This is a genomic window from Sphingomonas sp. AAP5 (assembly GCF_004354345.1).
GTDB lineage: Bacteria > Pseudomonadota > Alphaproteobacteria > Sphingomonadales > Sphingomonadaceae > Sphingomonas > Sphingomonas glacialis.
In genome coordinates this window covers 1,672,932-1,689,986 of the sequence record NZ_CP037913.1, presented here as the reverse complement: position 1 = coordinate 1,689,986, position 17,055 = coordinate 1,672,932, and the positions used below count along the sequence as shown (strand labels likewise).

At 67.9% G+C, this 17,055-nt stretch carries 17 protein-coding genes; 10 read left to right on the top strand and 7 right to left on the bottom strand.

What is annotated here, in order from left to right; all coding sequences use genetic code 11:
* Positions 1–8: 8 nt before the first annotated feature.
* Entirely contained in the window at positions 9–938 is a 930-nt protein-coding gene (gene miaA / locus E2E30_RS07725) for a tRNA (adenosine(37)-N6)-dimethylallyltransferase MiaA (protein ID WP_133188758.1), read from the bottom strand.
* Here miaA and serB point away from each other — a divergent pair.
* The gene (gene serB / locus E2E30_RS07720; RefSeq protein WP_133188756.1) at positions 931–1,812 is read left to right on the top strand and encodes a phosphoserine phosphatase SerB; all 882 of its coding nucleotides are present in this window, start codon (positions 931–933) and stop codon (positions 1,810–1,812) included. The two genes, miaA and serB, sit on opposite strands and share 8 nt — an antisense overlap.
* Positions 1,813–1,831: 19 nt before the next feature.
* Here the strand turns inward: serB and E2E30_RS07715 are convergent, their stop codons facing one another.
* A complete protein-coding gene (locus tag E2E30_RS07715) occupies positions 1,832–2,839 on the bottom strand; it encodes an SPOR domain-containing protein (protein WP_240699069.1) in 1,008 nt (335 codons plus the stop codon).
* A gap of 174 nt (positions 2,840–3,013) precedes the next feature.
* On the opposite strand from E2E30_RS07715, the gene E2E30_RS07710 reads away from it, so the two are divergent.
* The 3 genes from E2E30_RS07710 to E2E30_RS07700 are packed head-to-tail and all read left to right on the top strand — an operon-like array spanning position 3,014 to position 5,725.
* Positions 3,014–3,733, top strand: a complete 720-nt coding sequence (locus E2E30_RS07710; protein WP_133188754.1) for a ParA family protein — start codon at positions 3,014–3,016, stop codon at positions 3,731–3,733.
* Between the two features lies 1 nt (position 3,734).
* Positions 3,735–4,322, top strand: coding sequence for a hypothetical protein (locus E2E30_RS07705; protein WP_133188752.1), 588 nt, complete (start codon positions 3,735–3,737; stop codon positions 4,320–4,322).
* A 20-nt stretch (positions 4,323–4,342) separates the two neighbouring features.
* Positions 4,343–5,725 carry an SPOR domain-containing protein gene (locus tag E2E30_RS07700; protein WP_133188750.1) on the top strand — a complete coding sequence of 461 codons (1,383 nt, stop codon included), beginning with the start codon at positions 4,343–4,345 and terminating at the stop codon, positions 5,723–5,725.
* Positions 5,726–5,732: 7 nt separating this feature from the next.
* Here the strand turns inward: E2E30_RS07700 and E2E30_RS07695 are convergent, their stop codons facing one another.
* The 3 genes from E2E30_RS07695 to E2E30_RS07685 form a co-directional block, all read right to left on the bottom strand.
* Positions 5,733–6,968 carry a dihydroorotase gene (locus E2E30_RS07695; RefSeq protein WP_133188748.1) on the bottom strand — a complete coding sequence of 412 codons (1,236 nt, stop codon included), beginning with the start codon at positions 6,966–6,968 and terminating at the stop codon, positions 5,733–5,735.
* Positions 6,965–7,951: an aspartate carbamoyltransferase catalytic subunit gene (locus tag E2E30_RS07690; protein ID WP_133188746.1), complete on the bottom strand. Its 987-nt coding sequence runs from the start codon at positions 7,949–7,951 to the stop codon at positions 6,965–6,967. The genes E2E30_RS07695 and E2E30_RS07690 overlap by 4 nt, the downstream gene beginning before the upstream one ends.
* Before the next feature lie 91 nt (positions 7,952–8,042).
* Positions 8,043–9,110 carry a catalase family protein gene (locus E2E30_RS07685; RefSeq protein WP_133188744.1) on the bottom strand — a complete coding sequence of 356 codons (1,068 nt, stop codon included), beginning with the start codon at positions 9,108–9,110 and terminating at the stop codon, positions 8,043–8,045.
* A 251-nt stretch (positions 9,111–9,361) separates the two neighbouring features.
* Between E2E30_RS07685 and E2E30_RS07680 the strand changes: the two genes are divergently transcribed.
* From E2E30_RS07680 to E2E30_RS07655, 6 genes are all read left to right on the top strand, one after another.
* Positions 9,362–9,673, top strand: coding sequence for a hypothetical protein (locus E2E30_RS07680; protein ID WP_229839185.1), 312 nt, complete (start codon positions 9,362–9,364; stop codon positions 9,671–9,673).
* Between the two features lie 94 nt (positions 9,674–9,767).
* Complete coding sequence (locus E2E30_RS07675) at positions 9,768–10,580, top strand: hypothetical protein (protein ID WP_133188742.1); 813 nt, start codon at positions 9,768–9,770, stop codon at positions 10,578–10,580.
* A gap of 49 nt (positions 10,581–10,629) precedes the next feature.
* On the top strand, positions 10,630–10,953 hold the full coding sequence (locus E2E30_RS07670; protein ID WP_133188740.1) for a Rap1a/Tai family immunity protein: 324 nt from the start codon (positions 10,630–10,632) through the stop codon (positions 10,951–10,953).
* Positions 10,954–11,033: 80 nt separating this feature from the next.
* Positions 11,034–11,441, top strand: coding sequence for a DUF2946 family protein (locus E2E30_RS07665; protein WP_133188738.1), 408 nt, complete (start codon positions 11,034–11,036; stop codon positions 11,439–11,441).
* Positions 11,442–11,685: 244 nt separating this feature from the next.
* A complete protein-coding gene (locus tag E2E30_RS07660) occupies positions 11,686–13,992 on the top strand; it encodes a TonB-dependent receptor (protein ID WP_133188736.1) in 2,307 nt (768 codons plus the stop codon).
* Complete coding sequence (locus tag E2E30_RS07655) at positions 13,992–15,347, top strand: PepSY-associated TM helix domain-containing protein (RefSeq protein ID WP_240699068.1); 1,356 nt, start codon at positions 13,992–13,994, stop codon at positions 15,345–15,347. Before E2E30_RS07660 ends, E2E30_RS07655 begins: the two co-directional genes overlap by 1 nt.
* Here the strand turns inward: E2E30_RS07655 and E2E30_RS07650 are convergent.
* The gene (locus E2E30_RS07650; protein ID WP_133188732.1) at positions 15,326–16,051 is read right to left on the bottom strand and encodes a RibD family protein; all 726 of its coding nucleotides are present in this window, start codon (positions 16,049–16,051) and stop codon (positions 15,326–15,328) included. The two genes, E2E30_RS07655 and E2E30_RS07650, sit on opposite strands and share 22 nt — an antisense overlap.
* Positions 16,045–17,052 (bottom strand): zinc-dependent alcohol dehydrogenase family protein, encoded by a 1,008-nt coding sequence (locus tag E2E30_RS07645; RefSeq protein WP_206365658.1) that lies wholly within the window; start codon positions 17,050–17,052, stop codon positions 16,045–16,047. Before E2E30_RS07645 ends, E2E30_RS07650 begins: the two co-directional genes overlap by 7 nt.
* Positions 17,053–17,055 lie beyond the last annotated feature (3 nt).

Genomic DNA, 17,055 nt, shown 5'->3' with positions numbered 1-17,055 from the left:
GTCAACGGCTATATGCGTAATAATATGTCGAAACTACCGCTTCTTTCGTCGCTTTCTAACGCGGCAGTCCGATGCCAGCTCGCCGGAGGCTGATTGCGGAACCAGGTATATTGGCGTTTTGCATATTGCCGCGTTGCGAGTGCGACCGCATCAACCGCTTGTTTTTGCGATATTTCTCCCGACAACGTAGAAGCAACCTCCCTGACGCCAATGGCGCGCCGGATCGGGGCTTCGGGGGCGATTTCGCTGCGCGCGAGCAGCGCGCTCACTTCCGCGCGCGCACCGCCCGCGAGCATCGTCGCCGCGCGGCTATCGCAGCGTGCCCACAGCCAGTCGCGGTCGGGCAGCAGGACGATCGCGGCGAGCGCGATCCGCTCACCGATCCCACCGCTTCGCTCTTCTTGCCAGCGTGTCAGCGTCCGCCCGGTCGAGCGCACCACTTCGAGCGCGCGCGCCACGCGCGTCGTATCGGCGGGGGCGAGCCGCGCGGCGGCGGGGGGATCGAGCGCGGCGAGTGCCGCATGCGCCTGCGCAACCGGCAGCGCGCGGACCTCCGCGCGGATGGCCGGGTCGATCTCAGGCACCGGCGCGATTCCGTCGAGCAGCGTACGCAGGTACAGGCCGGTACCGCCGACCAGCACGGGCAGCTTGCCGAGCGCGTGCGCACGGTCGATCTCGGCGCGCGCCTCGTCGGCCCAGCGCGCGGCGGAATAGCTTTCGGCGCCATCGACCTGGCCGAACAGCCGGTGCGGCACGCGCGCTTCGTCCGCCTCGGTCGGGCGCGCGGTCAGGACGCGCAGGTCGCGATAGACTTGCGCGGAATCGGCATTGATGACGATTCCGTCGTGACGTTCGGCGACCGCGATGCCGAGTGCGGACTTGCCGCTCGCGGTCGGCCCTGCGATGAGCGCGACCTGCGGGAGATTCACTGTGTTCATTGCCACCTTGATAGCATCGGAAACGCTCAGCGCAGGCGATCTTTCTGCAGCGATCGACCGGATTGCGGCTGTGGGGTGCGCACCGGCGACCTCGGCGTGGATCGAGCCCGAGAAGGCGGTCGATATCCTGTTCGGTGTTTCGCCCGACGCTGCGCGGAAAGCACTCGAGGGTGTGTTCGAAGGCGTCGATGTCGTCGTGCAATCGGTCGAAGGGCGCGAGAAGAAGCTGCTCGTCGCCGACATGGATTCGACAATGATTACCGTCGAATGCATCGACGAGCTCGCCGATTATGCCGGCATCAAGCCGCAGATCGCGGCGATCACCGAAGCGGCGATGCGCGGCGAGCTCGATTTCGAGGGCGCGCTCGACGCGCGGGTCGCATTGCTCAAGGGGCTCGACGAGGCGGTGATCGAGCGCTGTCTCGCCGAGCGCGTGACGATCATGCCGGGCGCCGTGGCGCTGGTGCGGACGATGCGGGCGCGTGGCGCGACCGCGATCCTGGTGTCGGGCGGCTTCACGCGCTTTGCCGAGCCGGTCGCCGAGCGGATCGGCTTCCACCGCGCGATCGCCAATCGGCTCGAGCTCGGCGACGGCGTGCTGACGGGCACGGTCGCGAAACCCGTCGTTGGCTCCGACACGAAATTGCAGACGTTGCTTGCGGCGCGGGCCGAGCTCGGCTTGCTGCCCGAACAGACGCTTGCGGTGGGCGACGGCGCGAATGATCTGGCGATGGTCCAGGAAGCGGGGTTAGGCGTCGCCTATCACGCCAAGCCGATCGTCGCGGCGGCAGCGGCGGCACGGATCGATCATGGCGATCTGTCGGCGCTGCTCTACGCCCAGGGCATCGCGCGTGACGATTGGGTGACCGCCTGACGCGTGGCGTCCGCCGCACTTATGGCGCGACGGGCACGCACGGCTTGATCGATCCGCACGCCGATTGCGCGGCGCCTTTCGACGCGAAGGGCCCGACGAGCACGCGCGTCATCGCGCCGCTCTTTACATAGGATACGTCTGCACCGCCGAACCGCCGACCGACCTGGCTCCACAGCTTGCGCGCATTGGCGGGGTCACCGAACGAGCCGAGCTGCACCTTCCAGCCGCCGCGGCTGGTCGCAACCGCGGTCGGCGCTGGCCCGCGTGCCGGTTCGGGGGTGGGGCTCGGCGCGGGCGGGCGTGGCCGTTGCGGCTGAGGACGCTTCGGCTGCCGCTCGGGCGCTAGAGCCAGCACCTCGGGTTTGCGCGGGACGTTGGGGTCGTACGCGGACGGCGGCAAGTCGGTGCTACGCACGCCAGCGCCGCCCGGCTTGCTGGCGAGTGCAGGCGGCAGTTCGGGGCGTTGCGCCTCGGCCTCGTAGCGTCGCGCGAGCTCGAGGCCTTGCTGGCGCTGGTCGGTCGGGATCGCCTTGTCCATCTGCGCTTGGACTTCGGACGCCTTCGGCGTGTTGGCGGCAGCCGCGCGGACGATCCATGCATAGGCGCGCGGCCAGTCCTTCGCGCCACCATCGCCGTTGAACAACATCGTGCCATAGACCAGCTGCGCGCGCGGCTCACCGCGCAGCGCTGCTTTCTCGAGCCACGGCGCGGCGTCGTTCGGCTTGTGCTGATCGAACAGGATCAGCCCGTATTTCGCCTGGGCGGCGACATGGCCCTGGAGCGCCGCCTTGCGGAACCAGCTTTCGGCGACGGGAATATCGGTGGGTACGCCGCGCCCGAGCGTATAGGCCTGCGCGAGGTTGAACTGCGCATCGGCATCGCCGGCGTTCGCCGCCGGGCGCCATTCGGCAATAGCTTTCTTATAGTCGGCGCGGCCCCACGCCTCGACGCCCTCGCGCACATCCGCCAGCGTGGGGCTCGCCGAAAGCAGCGTTCCCGCCAGCGCCATCCATACTCGTTTGCGCATGATCGTCGTCCTGTCCCGTGCGTCTGTACCACCTGACCATGCCGACTAGCGCGGGCTTGGCAAAGATTTCGTTAGCCGTTTTGCGCCGCGCGCCGGCAGCACCGAGGGCGTTAACCCTTCCTTGACCGATCCTATGGCATTCGGTGGCCTCGATTAAAGGGGCGAAAGGGGCTCATGCGCGTTCTTGCGATGGCATCTCAAAAGGGCGGATCGGGCAAGACTACCTTGTCCGGCCACCTGGCAGTACAGGCGCAGCTCGCAGGGGCGGGGCCGGTCGTGCTGATCGACATCGATCCGCAGGGGTCCTTGTCGGATTGGTGGAACGAGCGGCAGAGCGAGTTTCCCGCTTTTGCGCAGACCACCGTCGCGCGGCTCGCCGCCGATCTCGAAGTGCTGCGCCAGCAGGGCTTCAAGCTGGCGATGATCGATACCCCGCCCGCCATCACCATGGCGATCCAGAGCGTGATCGCGGTGGCCGAACTGATCGTCATCCCGACGCGGCCGAGCCCGCACGATCTGCGCGCCGTCGGCGCGACGGTCGATCTGTGCGAGCGCGCGGGCAAGCCGCTGCTGTTCGTCGTCAACGGCGCCACGCCCAAGGCGCGGATCACCTCCGAAGCCGCGGTCGCGCTGTCGCAGCATGGCACGGTCGCCCCGATCACGATCCACCACCGCACCGATTTCGCAGCGTCGATGATCGACGGGCGGACGGTGATGGAAGTCGACGCGAAGGGCCGCTCGGCGCAGGAAGTGCGCGACCTGTGGACCTATATCTCCGACCGGCTCGAGAAGAATTTCCGCCGCACGGTGTTCGCGACGCCGACCTCGATCAACGGCTTTGGCGCGCCGCGTCCCGCCGCGGGAGGTGGTTTCGGCCGCCGCGTGGTGAGCTGAGATGAGCATGTTCGGAAACCCCAAGCCGACCGCCCCCAAGGCGACGGCGTCGCTGTCCTCGACGCTGCTCGCGCGCAAGGGCATGGCGAAGCCCGCGATGCGGCCGCAGGGCTTTGGCGGGTTCGGCGCGATGCCGGGCGCGCACGACGATCTTGGCTGGAACGACATGGGCGACACGCCGCCGGTTCCGCCGGTGCTCGTCCAGCGCGAAGTGCTGCGTGAGGAATTCGCGCAACCCGTCGCGGCGCCCGAGCCGGTCGTGATGCCTGAACCCATTCCGGTCGCTGCCGAGCCCGAGCCGGCTGCAGCGTTGGAGCCCGAGCCTGCGCGCCTCGTGTCGAAGCCCGTTTCGGTCGCAACCGCGACGCGGATCGGCCGCGAGACGAGCAAGAAGCACAACAAGAAGCGCCCCAAGTCGGCGTTCACGCTGCGGCTCGACGAGGACCGGCATCTCCGCCTGCGTCTGGCCAGCGCGCTGCACAATGCCTCGGCCCAGTCGCTGGTCACCGAGGCGCTCGATCAATTCCTGCAAACCTTGCCCGAAGTCGAAAATCTGGTGCGCCAGTTGCCGACACGGGCGCAGCGCTAAACCCCGAGGAGGGCGTTACGATGAAGACCCGGTCCGCCATCACTTTCGGCCCGCTTACCGTGGGGCTTTCGCTCCTCATGCTCGGGGGCACGGTCGCGGCCACCGCAGTGTCGACGATCGCCGCTGCCAGCGCCCGCGCGCAATCGCGCGCCGAGAAGGAAGCGCGCACCGAGGCCGCCGCGGCGCAGCAGGCGTTGCGCGCAGGCCGTTTCGCCGAGGCGATCGGCCATGCCGAGCGCGCGGTCGGCGACCAGCCCGACGCAGCCGAATATCGCATGATCCTCGGCCAGAGCTATCTCAAGGCCGGGCGCTTCGCTTCGGCGCGCGATGCCTTTGCTGACACGCTGACGCTTGCCCAGGGCAACGGCAAGGCGGCATTGAACCTCGCGCTCGCGCAGATCGCGACGGGCGACTGGGCCGGTGCACGCACGACGCTCGACGCCAACGCGGCGACGATCCCGGTCAGCGACCGCGGCCTTGCGATCGCACTGGCGGGTGACCCCGCAACCGCGGTCGAAATGCTCGGCGCTGCGGCGCGCGGCCCCGAGGCCGACGCCAAGGTCCGCCAGAATTACGCGCTGAGCCTGGCGCTTGCCGGACGCTGGCGCGAGGCGCAGGCGGTGGTGGCAATGGATGTCGCCCCGGCCGATGTCTCGCGGCGCATCCTCGATTGGTCGACCTTCTCGCGGCCCAGCTCGGCGTCGGATCAGGTCGCGACCTTGCTCGGCGTGACGCCAGCGGTCGATCCCGGCCTGCCGGTCGCGCTTGCACTCAACGGCGCGGCGCGCGGCGGCACGACCGCGCTGGCGAAGGCCGAACAGCCGATCGACAGCTATATGCCCGGCCAGGTCGGGGCCGAGCCTGCAGCCCCATCGGCCCCCGTCGCAGTGGCCGAAGTCGCCGCGGCGCCGACGCAGCAGGTCGCCGCGGTCGGTCCGACGATTGCCGGCGTGGTGTTCGCCGAACGCAAGGAAGTCGTCCAGGCGTTGCCGGTCGCCTATGCCAAGGCCCCGACCAAGCGCGGCAGTGTGGCAGAACGCATCGCGGTCGCGAGCAGCGGCGCTGCGCCACGCGCTGCGTCGGCATTCCCCGAACCGCGTGCGCCGATGCGCGGCGGCTTCGTCGTTCAGCTGGGCGCCTATGATACCGCAGGCGTCGCGCACGATGCGTGGACGCGTGTGACGCGCCGGTACGCCGGTTTCGCGAGCCACACGCCGCAAGGCATGACTGTGTCGCGCGGCGGCAAGCAATTCTACCGCTTGTCGGTCGGCGGCTTCGCGCGCGCCGATGCGGTGTCGATGTGCCAGCAGTATCGCAGCCGTGGCGGCGCGTGCTTCGTCCGCGCCGGCGCGGGCGATCAGGTCGCGATGTGGGCCAAGGGGCGCGAACTGGCGTCGCGCTGAGGCGGCGTCAGGCGGGGACGGGAAGGGCTGTACCGCCCTTGAACAGCCGCAGCACCTTGCCCTGTACCGGCAGCCCGTCGAACGGCGTATTGCCGGCCTTGGCGTGAAGCCGGTCGCCCGCAATCTGCCACGGTGCTTCGGGCGCCAGCAGCAACAGATCCGCGGGCGCGCCGACGCCAAGCGACCCCGCTTCCACGCCGAGCACCTTCGCCGGATTGGCCGCGAGCAGCGCGAACAGGCGCTGGAGCGAGATCGTCTCGTCGCGCACCAGACCAAGGCCAAGCGCGAGCAGCGTTTCGGCGCCCGCCATTCCCGATGCCGAGTCGGCGAAGGGCAGGCGCTTTTCCTCGGGCCCACGTGGATCATGGCCCGAGCACAACACGTCGATCGTCCCGTCAGCGATTGCGGCAACGGCCGCCTGACGGTCGCTCTCGCTGCGCAGCGGCGGCGAGAGGTGTGCGAAAGTGCGGAAATCGGTCATCGCGATGTCCGACAGCAGCAGATGCGCGGGGGTAATCCCGCACGTCACGCGGACACCGCGCCGCTTGGCCGCACGCACCAGCTCGAATCCGGCGGCGGTCGTGACTTGGCGGATGTGGAGCGTCGCGCCGGTTTCCTCGGTGAGCATCAGGTCGCGCGCAATCGCGAGTGCCTCGGCGATCGACGGGGCGGAAGGGAGCCCCATCCGCGTCGCGGTCTCGCCTGCGGTGGCGACGGCGCCTGCAGTGACGCCGCCGTCTTCGGCATGGGTGATGACGCTCAGACCCAGATCGCCGGCATAAGCGAGGACTTTGCGCATCACCCCCGAATCGGCGATCCAGCGAGCGCCGGTCCCGACCGCGCGCGCACCGGCATCGCGGTTGATCGCCATTTCGGCGAGATCGGTGCCGGCGAGGCCACGCGTCGCCGCGGCGATCGGATGGATCCAGAGGCCAGGGCGGCCGATCAGCGCTGCGCGCTGGACGATGCCGGGATCATCGAGCACCGGCGACTGATCGGGCATCAGCCCGACGCGAACGATGCCGCCGGCATGGAAGGCGGGCAGGTCGATCGCGAACACGCCGAGATCGACGATCGCGGGCGCAAGCGTCGCGCCGCCGCAATCGATTGTCTCGGCCCCTGCCGGTACGTCGATCAACCCCGTCGCGACGATCCGGTCGTTCTCGACGAGCACACCGCCCTGCGACACGCCGCCGAGCGGGCAGACCAAGGTCGCGTTCAGCAAGGCGAGCATCCGGCTCATGCCCAGCCCGCCACGCCGCGCGAGCGCCGCGTCAGCACATCGAGGCACGCCATGCGGACGGCGACTCCCATTTCGACCTGTTCGGTGATCGCCGATCGCGCATGGTCGGCGACGGCCGAGTCGATCTCGACGCCGCGGTTCATCGGCCCCGGGTGCATCACCAGCGCATCGGGCGCGGCGCGTTCGAGTCGCTTGAGCGTCAGCCCATAGCGCAAATGGAACTCGCGGTTCGACGGGATGAAGCCGCCCGCCATTCGCTCGTTCTGAACGCGGAGCATCATCACGACGTCGGCGCCCTCGAGCGCGGTGTCGAAATCGGTGAAGGGGGTGACGCCCATCCGCTCGATTCCCTCGGGCATGAGCGTCGCCGGTGCGCAGACGCGGACCTCGGCGGCGAGCGCGGTCAGCGCGAGAATATTCGAACGGGCGACGCGGCTGTGGAGGATGTCGCCGCAAATCACGACGCGCTGCCCGGCGATCGTGCCGCGGCGGCGACGGATCGTCAGCGCGTCGAGCAAAGCTTGCGTCGGATGCTCGTGCTGCCCGTCGCCGGCGTTGAGCACCGGGCAATCGACCTTGCCCGCGATCAGCCGGACCGCGCCCGAGCTCATGTGGCGGATGACGATGACGTCCGCGCGCATTGCGTTGAGCGTCATCGCGGTGTCGATCAGCGTTTCGCCCTTCTTCACCGAGCTTTGCGCCGCGTGCATGTTGACGACATCGGCGCCGAGCCGCTTGCCCGCGATCTCGAACGACAGCAGCGTGCGCGTCGAATTCTCGAAGAAGGCGTTGATCAGCGTGAGCCCGCCCAGCCGCTTGTCACTGATCGCGCGTGTGCGGTTGGCGGCGACCCAGCCATCGGCTTCGTCGAGCAGGAAGACGATTTCGTGGGGCTGCAATCCCTCGATGCCGGTGAGGTGCCGGTGCGGAAACACGGCGCGGCCCGGGATGAGCGAGGCGGGGCGGTGATCGGAGGGTTGCATCGAGGCCGTCGGGTAGCCGTGCCGCGGGTTGCTGGCAAGGCCGGATAGGGTGGGAGAGGGCCGCGAGCGACCCTCTCCCAACATCGTATGATCAGTTCGACGGCTCGTGATACGGGCAGCCATTCACCCGCGCGCGGAAGTCCGCCGAGTGACGATAGGTATCGCGCCGGGCGCGGTTGATATTGCCGAGCGGTTGGTGCGCGGCGATCCCGGTCCACACGCTGAAGCGCGTTTCCTCGTTGATCTGCTGGACGTGGGCGTCGCTCCAGCTGTCCTGCGCCGCGGCGCGAATCGTGCCGACGCGCACGAACGGGCTGGTCCACAGCACAGTCGCATCCTCGACCGGTTGCGCTTCGAGATCGCGGCACAGTTGGACGCGGAATTCCCATTCTGCGTCGAGCGTGCGCATTTCGGTGCGGACGTCTTCGCGGATCGCGTCCTGACGACCCTCGATCGCGATTTCCTTGCCGCTGAGCGCGGTCATTGCCGGCGCCACGGGTGCGATGCTGAACTTGGCGATATAGTCGCCGAAGCGGAAGGCGGTCGCGCTGTAATAGGTCTCGCCGAGCGGCTCGACATTGGGTGCGCCGCCAAGCGAGTTGATCGCCGCCGGAGCCTCGGCCCCGACCGCTTCGAAGGCATGCCGTACGCCGCGCAAGGCGGCCGAGACGACCTTCTTGGTGCCCTCGAGCCGATCGGTGGTCTTGGCCAGCAGCTTGAGGTTGCCGAGGAACTTCTCGGCGGTCTTCGCCTGGAACACCGGGCCGTTGACCATCACGAAGTCCTGCGCGGTGCCCTCGGAGCCTGGCAAACGGTCTCCAGCGACATCGAACACCTTCATGGCGAGGCCGCGCGGCAGGCCGATCGCATCGGGCAGGATATCGCCGGCATTGGTCGACAGCCGGATCAGCACCTTGTGGCGTCCGCCCTGCGCGAACAGGCCCTGCGCGAGCTCGGCCGGCAAGTCCGAATCGATCGTCAGTTCGCCTTCGAGCAGCCCGTGCGACTTGGCGTGTACCGATCGCACGGCATGACCATAGTCCTCGGCCGTCCGTTCGAGGATTATGTCGAACGTTTCATTGAGATCTGTAACGGTTGTTTGCTCATCGGGCTGGGGTTGCTCGACGTCGGGACGGTAGCGGATCGGGGACTGTAGCATAGAGACGCCTTTACTTGGGGGGCTGCATCTTAAGGAACACGCGAGCCCAACGCGCCAGCGCGACAAACGCTGCCTGTCGTGTTTCCTGCTGCCTTTCAGCAAGCGTTCAGAATTGCCGATTTGGCGGTTTTCCGCGGAATAGCGTGGTTTCTCCCTGCCGTGGAAGCCGCACGTCCTGCCGGATAGCGGTTGCCAATCCGGGCACGGCTGCGCTTGTGAACCGCACCACGCCATTTCAAAAGGGTAAGTATATGCGTTCGAATATTGTGAAGTCCGCAACGGTAGCCATGATCCTCGCCGGATCGATTGGCGTCAGCGGCTGCGCGACCAAGGGTTATGTCAACCGCCAGATCGCCACCGTGAACACGCGCATCGACGGCATCGATGGCCGTGTCCGCACCGTCGAAGGCGTATCGGGCCAGGCGCTCACCCAGGCACAGGCTGCTGCCGGCCAGGCACAGCAGAACGCACAGCGGATCGACCAGATCAGCGGCCGCGTCGATGGGCTCGACCAGCAGGTCCAGCAGCAGGCACAGCGCGCACAGCGCCGCCCGCGCGGCTGATCGCACTCCCGCATTCCTCTTATTGTGACCGGACGCATTGCTGAACCAAGTCGAGATGCCAAACAGGCCGTTCTCTCTGCGTCATGGTGTGGGCATGGCCGCAGCACTGCTGGGTCTGATCGCAGGCGCGATCGGACCCACGGCAGCGCTCGGCCGTGCCCCGCTGTCCGACAAGGCGGCGTCGCCTTCGGTGACGACGCCCAGTCGCAAGCCCGTAAAGGCTAGGGGTAACGCCCCGGCCAAATCCCGATCTAAGGGTGGGGCCAAAACCGCCGCTGCGCGACGCGCGGCGGCCAAGGCCAAGGCCACCGACACGCCGCCGCTGCCCGAACCGGTGCGGTCCGAGGCGGCGAGCCGTGTGATCGCCTGGGTCGGATCGGCGCACGACAATGGTGCGCTGCCCTATATCGTCATCGACAAGCAGGCGGCCTCGCTTTCGCTGTTCGATGCGAAGGGCACCTTCCTTGGCGAGACCCCGGTGCTGCTCGGCATCGGCATCGGCGACGATTCCACTCCCGGGGTGGGCGCGAAAGACCTGTCCGAGATCGGGCCGGCCGAACGCACGACGCCAGCCGGGCGGTTCGTCGCCAAGTTCGGCCGCGCATTCGGGCGCCAGCGCGTGCTGTGGGTCGATTACGCCAATTCGGTCGCGCTTCATGCGGTGATCACGACGCACAAGAAGGAACAGCGCGTCGCGCGCCTGCTGTCGCCGACGCCCGACGACAATCGCATCAGCTTCGGCTGCATCAATGTCGGGACGAGCTTCTACACCAAGCAGATCCGGCCATTGTTCCTCAAGACGGGCGGGGTGGTCTATATCCTCCCCGATACCAAGCCGCTCGATACCGTCTTCCCGCGGGTACGCTTGTTGCCGTATCTCGCACCGGCCGAGCAGGTCTCGGGCTAGGGGCTGTTGGCTCTCCCGGCAGCCGCGTGCCCGGATCAAAGGAAGTGCCATGATCTTGCTTGCCCTCGCGATCGCCGCACCCGAAGCACCGCCGGTGGTGGTGAGCCCGCTCCAGACTTCGCAACTCGCCGAGGCGTGCAGCGGCAAGGATGCCGACACGACCGCGAGTTTCTGTACGGGCTATATCCTCGGGGCATTCGACGCCTTGTCGTTGTCGCACCAGATCTGCCCCTCGGCGGCCAATGCGTCGACGATCAAGGTGGTGAGCGTCGCGCGCAAATATCTTCGCAGCCACAAGAAGGGCTGGAGCAGCGCGCCGATCTTCGTGATCCGCACCGCGCTGAAAACGGCCTTCGCGTGCAAGGGCCCCTGAACGCCGCTCGCGCCGGCCGCTCGGTCCATGCGGCCAAACGGGGATGACAGGACCGCGAAACGCTCCTAGGTCCGCGGGCGATGGCCGCCCTTCGCATCCTGTTCCGAGCGCATCGGCGGCTGGCCGGCCTGCTGCTGGCGCTCGCGCTATTGGCCAAGATCATCATTCCCGGCGGCTTCATGCCCGTGGTCACCAGCGATGGCCTCGTGCTCGAACTGTGCTCCGGCATGGAACGCACGCAAGCGCCGATGGCGATGGCAATGCCGGGCATGGCGGGCGACCATCACGACCAGAAGGGCGACAAGGCCGACAGCCCGTGCAGTTTCGCGGGTCTGACGGCACCCTTCATCGCCGGTGCCGACCCCGCATTGCTCGCGATTGCCGTGCTGTTCATCCTTGCGCTCGGCCGGGTGGCGGAGCGTCGGGTCGTGCTGCCGTATCGCCATGCGCTGCGACCGCCGTTGCGTGGACCCCCGGTAGCGGCGTGATTCCTCGCCGCTAGGCTGAGCGACGGTGCGCGCGGATCAGGTCCGGGCGTACGGGATAGCAATCGCGATCGCTGACAGGCCCTGCGCCCGCTTCCCGATCCCCGTCGACAGTCCGTGTGGCGAGCAGCGCTCGATCGTATCGCACGATGATCGACCGTCAGCGCACGAACCCGTGTGCGAGGCACCCGAACGGGCTGCGCGCGATGGGCTTCGTCCCATTACCCTATCGAACAGGGACCTTCTCATGGTCAGCCGCACATCCGTGCTCGGCGTCACGTCGTTTTGCGCCATGCTCGCAAGCACCACCGTTCCGGCCTTTGCCGACGAGCGCGCATCGCCAGCGCCCGATTCAAGCCTCGACGATATTCTCGTCACCGCACAGCGCCGCGCCGCGACGATCGAGAACGCGCCTTCGTCCAAGGCGTCGATCGACGCCGCGACGATCGCGACGACGATCAACGCGCGCAATGTCGAGGATACGCTCAAATATCTCCCAAGCCTCGTCGTGCGCAAACGCCATACCGGCGACAGCCAGGCGCCGCTCGCGACACGCACCTCGGGGCTCGGCGCGAGCGCGCGCAGCTTGATCTACGCCGACGGTGCGATTCTCTCGGCGCTCGTTGGCAACAACAACACCTCCGCCAGCCCGCGCTGGAGCCTGGTATCGACCGAGGAGATTGCCCGCGTCGACGTGCTCTACGGGCCGTTCTCGGCGGCATATCCCGGCAATGCGATCGGCGCCGTTGTCAACATCACGACGCGCTTGCCCGATCGCTTCGAAGGCACGCTGGTCGCGGGAACCACGGTGCAGCAGTTCGACCTCTACGGCACGCACCGCACCTTGCCGGCCTATCAACTCGGCGGCACGTTCGGCGATCGGTTCGGGCCACTCGCGGTCTTTGGAAGCGTCGATCATGTCGACAGCCGTGGTCAGCCGATCGGCTTTGCCAGCGCCACCGCCACCAAAAGCGCGACCAGCACGCCGACGACGGGCGGCTATGACGACGTCAATCGCACCGGCGGCGCGATCCGCGTCGTCGGCGCGACCGCGTTCGAGCATCAAGTGCAGGATCGGCTCAAGCTCAAGGCTGCGCTTGATCTCTCCGCCGCGCTGCGGCTGACCTATGTCGGCAGCCTGTTCCTCAGCACCACCGATTCGACGGTCGAGAGCTATCTCACCAACCCGGCGAGCGGCCTGCCATTCTATGCCGGCACGACGAGCAACAATGGCCAAATCTACACGCTGGCCGCCAGCGCCTTTGCCGGCAGCGTCTATCGCACCGAGCAGCGGCAATGGTCGCACAATCTGTCGCTCAATGGCAGCGGTACCCGGTTCGACTGGCAAGTGATCGGCACGCTGTACGATGTCGCCAAAGATAAGCAGCGCGTTTCGAATATCGCGCTGCCGGCCGGGCAAGCGGGCGGGGCGGGTTTCATCACCGACCTCCCGGGCACCGGCTGGAAGACGCTCGACGCCAAGGGCGCGGGGCGATCGGATGCGGCGGCGACGCATACGGTAAGCTTCGGGGCGCACGCCGATTGGTACGAACTCGACAGCAATCGCTACAACACCAGCGACTGGGTCAACGGATCGAAGGGTGCGCTCAACCTGCAAGGCAGCGGCAAGACGCGCACGTACGCGCTGTGGGCGCAGGACGCCTGGCGGATCCTGCCGCCGCTGACGCTCACGCTCGGCGGGCGCTACGAATGGTGGCGCGCGTATGACGGTGTGAATTTGGCGCAGTCGCCAGCGATCGGACCGGTCCGTCAGCCGGCGTTGAGCAGCAATAGATTTTCGCCCAAGGCAGCACTCGCCTATGCGATCGACCCGCATCTGACCGCGCGGCTGTCGTTCGGCCAGGCGTGGCGCTTCCCGACCGTCGGCGAGCTCTATCAGATCGTCACGACACCCGTCGCGTCTGTGCCGAACCCGAGCCTGCGCCCCGAACGCGCGCGATCGCTCGAACTGGCGCTCGAGCGGCAGGACAGCCGGGGAAGCTTGCGGTTCGCTTTGTTCAACGAAGTGATCAGGGACGCGCTGATTTCGCAGACCGGCCTGCTGGCGGTGACCCCGGTTCAAGTCGGCACCTATGTTCAGAATGTCGACGAGACGCGGGCGCGGGGGGCCGAGCTCTCGATCACGCGGACGAACGTCGTCCGGCGGGTCGATGTCTCGGGCAGCGTGACCTATGCCGACGCGATCACCAGCAAGAATGCGGTCCTGCCCGGCGCGGTCGGCAAGCTGCTCCCGAGCGTGCCGCGCTGGAAAGCGACGGCGGTCGCGACATGGCGACCCGTCGACGGCGTCGCGCTGACGGCTGCTGCGCGCTACGCCAGTCGCAACTACGGTGCGCTCGATAACAGCGACGTGGTCGGCAACACCTATCAGGGCTTTTACAGATATTTCGTCGTCGATCTGCGCGCGCAGTTTCGCGTCGCGCAGCATATCGAATTCGGGATCGGGGTCGATAACGTCAACAACGACCGCTACTTCCTCTTCCACCCCTTCCCGCAACGCAGTTTCGCCGCCGATGTGAAGGTGACGTTCTGATGCCGGCGACCGCGACCGCAGCAAGCACGGTTTCGGCCGGGCCGGCGCAGTACCGCTGGGTGTGGCGCTGGCACTTCTATGCCGGGCTGTTCGTCCTGCCCTTCATCCTGATCCTGGCGATCACCGGATCGATCTATCTGTTCAAGCCGCAGGTCGAGCGGTGGGAAGAACGGGCGTTTTGCGGTCTCGGGACTGAGGGCGCAGTGGCTCCCGAGGCACAGCTGTCGGCGGCGCTGGCAGCCAACCCCGGGATGCGGTTCAACCACTATCGCTTGCCGCGCGAAGCTGGCGACGCCGCGATGCTGCAGTTGGTGGATGCGGACGGCAAACCGCGCGAGGTCTACGTCTCGCCGCAAGGGCGCGTGCTCGGCAGCCTCGACCCTGCGGCGCGGATCGAGGCGGTCGTTGCGCGGATCCACGGGTCGCTGCTGATCGGCACGCTCGGCGATCGGCTAGTCGAGCTCGCCGCGAGCTGGACGATCGTGCTGATCCTGTCTGGCCTGTACCTGTGGTGGCCGCGGCCGTTCCGGCTGGCGGGAACACTCTGGCCGCGATTCTGGCTGCGTGGGCGGCCGTTGCTCAAGGATCTGCACCGCGTCACTGGATTCTGGGTGGCGGGGCTGGTCCTGGTGATGCTCGCGAGCGGCCTGCCCTGGGCGGGCGCGTGGGGCGGGACGTTCAAATGGGTGCGAGCCGAGCTTGGGCTGGTGAAGGGGCGGCAGGATTGGAAGATCGGCGTCGATGGAGGCCACGCCGGTCACCACGGCGCGATGACCGATATGCCGACGGCCCGGGCGCCCGAGCCGAAGGGCCTGCCGCTCTCGGTCTTCGTCGCCAAGGCAGCGGCGGAGCGGATGGCGTTTCCCGTGCTGGTGCTTCCGCCGCACACCGTCCAGAAGTTCGGACCACCGACCGGTGCCGTATGGACGGTGAAGTCCGAGGCGCAGAACCGCTGGCTGGATCGGCGCGTGACCTATGATCCGGCGAGCGGGATCGAGACCGGGCGATCGGGCTTTGCCGACCTGCATGTGATCGACCGGATCGTCAACACCGGGGTCGCGTGGCACGAGGGGCAATTGTTCGGCCTCACGAACCAGCTGATCGGGGTGGCGACCGCGCTCTCGCTGATCGCGATCAGCGTGCTCGGCACGCTGATGTGGCTGAAACGCCGACCCCGGGGGCGGGTGGGGGCGCCAACCCGGAGCGGCGCAGCAGCGCCGGGGTGGATGTTCGCGGTCGTCATCGTGCTCGGCGTGCTGCTCCCGCTGTTCGGCGCGTCGGCGCTGGCCCTCGCACTGGTCGATCGGATTGTCGTGTCGATCCGTGCGCGGCGTCAGGCGGAGGTGACGGCATAGCGCAGCGCGACGATGCCATGCGCCTGCGTCTCGGCGCCGAGCAAGCTCAGGCGGACTTTGCCGTTCAAGCCCTCGGTGCCGTAGGTCACGATCCCGTCCACCGCTGCGCCGCCATCGAGCGCGGGCGCGACGAGGACGTGGAGTTCGTCGACCACTCCCGCCGCGAGCAGTGACCCGTTGATCCCGCCGCCGCCCTCGAGCAGCAGCTTGGCGATGCCGAAGTCGCGCCCCAGCGTCTCGAGGATCTCGGCGAAATCGAATTCGTGATCCGGCGAGACGATATAGGAAACGCCGTCGGCGGCCAGCTCTGCGAGATGGCTGTCCGCCACATCCGGACCGAGCAGCACGATGACGGCATCACCCCCCACGGTGCCACCGTCGAAATGCAGCTTGCCCGAACGATCGAGCGCGATCGCATAGCTGTCGGCGCGGGTCGCGACGTGGAGCGGTCGTTCGACCGCGCCCCGCGATGCGGGCGGATGCGGCGCGGCCTTCGACATCTCCGCCATCGTCACGCGGCCGACGAGCCAGGCGTTGCCGCCGAGCGCGTCGTGCGCGCTTTCATACGCGGCGGCCCAATCCTTGCGGCTCCCGTCGGGGCTTTCGGTATAGCGGCTGGGATGCAGTCGCCCGTCGATCGACGACTGCATCAGGCAAATCACATACGGCTTCGACGCCGCACCCGCGTCGCTCGCGGTTACCATTCGACACCGATCTTGCCGAAATGCCCCGCGCCCATCTCGTAGCGAAAGGCATCGCAGAGCGCCTCGAGCGGGAAGCGGCGATCGACCACCGGGCGGATCCCGGTCGCGTCGAGCGCGCGGACGAACGCCTGCTGTTCGCGCCGGCTGCCGACGATCAGGCCCTGCAACCGCGCTTGCTTCGCCATCAGCGCCGCGGTCGGAACTTGGCCAGCGCCGCCGGTCAGCACGCCGATCAGCGAGATATGCCCGCCGACGCGCACCGCTTCGATCGATTGCGCGAGCGTGCCGGGACCGCCGACTTCGACGACATGGTCGACCCCGCGGCCGTCGCTCCAGTCGCGCACCGCTCTGCCCCACTCCGAGTGCCCGCGGTAATTGAGCGTGAAGTCCGCGCCGAGGCGCTTCGCGCGCTCGAGCTTCTCGTCCGACGACGAGGTGATCGCGACGGTCGCGCCCATCGCCTTGGCGATCTGCAACGCCCAGATCGACACGCCGCCCGTGCCGAGCAGCAGCACGCTGTCGCCCGCCTTGAGCTTGCCGTCGACAACCAGCGCGCGCCAGGCGGTGAGGCCAGCGGTGGTGATCGTCGCCGCCTCGACCGCGTCATAACCCTTTGGCGCATGCGTGAAAGCGCTGGCGGGCAGCACGACGAATTCGCAGGCGAAGCCATCGATCCCGTCGCCGGGCGTGCGGCTGAAGTCGCCAATCGTCGCGCTGCCGTCCTGCCAGTCGGGGAAGAAGCACGAGACGACGCTATCGCCGGGTGCGAATTCGGTGACGCCTCCGCCGACAGCCTCGACGATGCCGGCGCCATCGGCGAGCGGGATACGGCCGTCTGCGGTCGGCATCCGCCCCGTTGCGACGCCGAGATCGTGGAAGTTGAGCGAACTGCCGTGCAGCGCGACGCGGATCTCGCCCGCGCCCGGCGCGCCCGGATCGGGGCGGTCTTCGAGTGTCAGATGATCGAGCCCAATCGGGGCCTTGAGAACCATCGCCTTCATGCC